Raw genomic sequence first — 3,289 nt, 5'->3', positions numbered from 1 at the left:
CTCCTCGACGAAGAATGGAACCCCTTCGCTGCGCCCGACGATGGAATGGAGCTCCGCAGCGTCGGCGGGCCGCCCGAGAATAAGCCGGGCCTGCTCAGCCACGTCATCCGCGGACAGCCGCGCGACTTCCACGGCCGAGACGACACGGCTCCGATCGAATTCGGCGAGCACCGGGCGCAGCGGATGCCCTCGCCCCACGTCGTCGGAGCGGTAGGTCATGACCATGGTCACGTGTGAGCCGCGGAGCGTCACCGCGAGCGTCTTCAGCAGCGCCAGGGTCGCGGCATCCGCCCAATGCAGGTCTTCGATGACAAGCACCAGATGGCACTCCGCGCTCAGGTTCTCGATCAACCGTTCGATCGCCTCTGACACGTAGTCGGCACCGCCCGGCGGCCGCGCAGCGTCGTCGCCCGCGAGTTCGGGGATCAAGGTGCCGAGCGTCGCCGCCACAGCCGCGCTCCCCGACGCGTCGCGGATGGCCTCGACTCCCACGGCGCTGTACAGCTCGTGCAGCAGACGCCGGATCGGAGTGAACGGCGCGCCGATCGGCCCTAGGTCGATGCACTGCCCCGTGGCCACCACGAGCCGGATACCGTCCCGCGGGCGTGCTGCCACCGCAGCGAGGAATTCCTGGATCAGTCGGGTCTTGCCGATGCCCGCCTCGCCGCGGATCACCACCGCTCGGGGATGCCCGAGCGCGCCGAGGTCGTAGGCCGCGAGAAGCACGTCGAATTCCGCGCGACGTCCGACCATGACGGCGGCGGACGCTGATGCAGGCATGGACATACTGTGGCACCTCGCGGCGTCATGAGCACCTGGTTCGGTTGCTCAGCTCTCGACGCGTCCTCCGCGCGGAAATACGGCATCCTCCCGATGGATGCCGGGTGCCTTAGCGAGCAGTGTGACTCAGGACAAAGCGCCTGAGGAGGCACCCATGTACGTCAGCGAGGACACGTTCGTCCACCTTCGCCAAGCCGCCGAAGAGCGACAGCTCCGCGAGCTCGAATACCGCCGGATCGCCCGCGAGCGCGGTGGCCGCACGACGTCCACCACCGAACGGGGTCTGCGGCAGCTCGCGCAGCGGATCGGCCACCTGGGGCACCCGGCACCGAGGCCGCTCTCGCACCCGTGACGGCTCCGCACGTGGGGCCGCAGCACATCGCGATCGCGCCGCGCTCGACCGTGCCCATTGTCGGAGGACGGTGGGACGATGAATACATGCGAGCTACGGTCAGCCCCTCGCTGGTCGGCCGGGAGGCCGACCTCGACGCGCTCGGCGACGCCTACGCCGACAGCATCGCGGGCTCCACCAGAGCGGTGCTCGTGGGCGGCGAGGCGGGCATCGGCAAGACCCGTCTCGTGGGAGAGTTCCTGCGATCGCTCCCGCCCGAGGCGATCGCGCTGCGCGGTCAGTCCGTCGACTTCGATCGCGACGCACCCCCGTATGCCCCGATCCAATCGGCGCTCCGGTCGCTCGCACAGGAGGTGGGCGAAGCGGCGCTCCTCGACGCTTCGGGTCCTGCAGGCGACGCGCTCGCGCTGCTTCTGCCCGAGCTGAGGCCCCGTGCCTCCGTCGGTGATCCACCCGTCCGGGGTGGCGCAGATCGGCTCTACGACGCCGTCGCCGAGGTGCTCGAGAACGTCGCCGCGGTCCGGCCCGTCGTGCTCGTGATCGAAGATGTCCACTGGGTCGATCAGCAGAGCCTGGGGCTGCTGCGCTTTCTGATCCGGGTGATCGAACACGCGCGAGTGCTGATCGTGCTCACCTTCCGCAGCGACGAGCTCGGCCGTGGCAGCGCCCTGCGGGCCTTGCTGCCCGAGCTCGACCGCAATCGCCGCGTCGTGCGACTCGAACTCGCGCGCCTCGACCGTCGGCAGGTGCGGGAGATGGCCACCGCGATCCTCGACGGGCCACCCGACGAAGACGAGCTGGCACAGGTTTACCTGCGCACGGAGGGCGTGCCGTTCTTCGTGGAGGAGCTGGTCTGCTGCAGCGGGGTGCGCAGCATGGACAGCTTCCCGGACACGCTCCGCGACATCCTGCTCGCTCGCTACGAGCAGCTCACGGACCCCACCCAGCGCATGCTCCGGCTGATCGCCGCCGGCGGCGTGCGCGTGGAGCACGAGCTGCTTGTCGCGGTGTGCGACGAGTCGCCCGAGGCCATCGACGCGGCGGCCAGCGAGGCCATCGCCGCCAGCGTGCTGCTGGTCGACGACACCGCCTACGCATTCCGGCACGCGCTCGTGCGCGAGGCGATCCACGATGAGCTGCTGCCGGGGGAGCGAGTGCGGTTCCACACGCGCTACGCCCAGGCCCTGGTGGCGCAGTCCAGCACCAGCGGTGCGGACGCCACAGCGATCTCGTACCACTGGATGGCGGCGCACAACGTGCGCGAGGCGTTCATCGCGTCGATCGCAGCCTTCCAGCAGGCGAGGACTTCATTCGCCTTCGCCACCGCCGCCACGATGGGCGAACGGGCGATCGAACTGTGGGACCAGGTGACCGACGCGAGCGATCTCGCCGAGCGCACCAAGGTGGAGATGCTCGGCGACACCTCGTATGTGCTGCGGAACGCGGGCGAGAGCGAGCGGGCCATCGCACTGATCGACGAGGCGATCTCGCTCTGCGACCCGACCGACGCGGCGGCCTACGCACTCCTGCTGCGCCACAAGGCGTCGTACCTGGCCAACGTCGGCCAGAGCGGATCGATCGAGCTGCTGCGTCAGGCGCTCGCCGTGCTCGACGGGCAGCCGCGCAGCGTGCTGCGCGCGAACGTGCTCGGTGAACTGGCCGCCCGCCTCATGCTCATCGCCCGATTCGGCGAAGCCATCGAGATGGCTGACGGGGCTTTCGCCGAGGCGACCGCGGTCGACAACCGAGCGCGCATGTCAGTGGCATCCAACATCCGAGGTTTCTCCCGATTGGCCGGCGGCGACATCGACGCCGGCCTCGCCGATCTCGCGCTCGCCCGGGAGTTCGCCGTCGGCAACGATTCTGCCCGCCTTCGCTACTGGGTCAACCAGTCGGATGCCCTGAACCTGCTCGGTCGCTACGAGGAGGCGGTGCGCACCGCCGAGGAAGGCGCCGAGCGCGCACGCCAGCGGGGAGTGGAGCGCACCTCGGGGGCCATGCTGCTGTCGAACGTGATCGGCCCGCTCTATGCGCTCGGTCAGACCCGTCGCGCTGACGAGATGCTCGATCGCGCGCTCGAGCTCGACGCGCCGATCGGCTTCAGCGCGCCGCTGCGGCGCCTCAAGGTGCAGGCGGTGCTGTGGTCGGGCGACCGCC

At 69.9% G+C, this 3,289-nt stretch carries 3 protein-coding genes; 2 read left to right on the top strand and 1 reads right to left on the bottom strand.

Annotation, left to right across the window (positions count from 1 at the left end):
- A partial coding sequence (locus tag AC1DVT_RS18965; RefSeq protein WP_477390809.1) for an AAA family ATPase occupies positions 1–780 on the bottom strand: 780 nt, incomplete at its 3' end.
- A 154-nt stretch (positions 781–934) separates the two neighbouring features.
- Here AC1DVT_RS18965 and AC1DVT_RS18960 point away from each other — a divergent pair.
- On the top strand, positions 935–1,132 hold the full coding sequence (locus AC1DVT_RS18960) for a hypothetical protein (RefSeq protein ID WP_477390807.1): 198 nt from the start codon (positions 935–937) through the stop codon (positions 1,130–1,132).
- Between the two features lie 86 nt (positions 1,133–1,218).
- Positions 1,219–3,289, top strand: a 2,071-nt coding sequence (locus AC1DVT_RS18955) for an ATP-binding protein (RefSeq protein ID WP_477390805.1), incomplete at its 3' end; no start/stop codon positions are given.

It is taken from the genome of Microbacterium sp. P2_F9, assembly GCF_056403635.1.
This window is presented reverse-complemented; position numbering and strand designations above follow the sequence as displayed.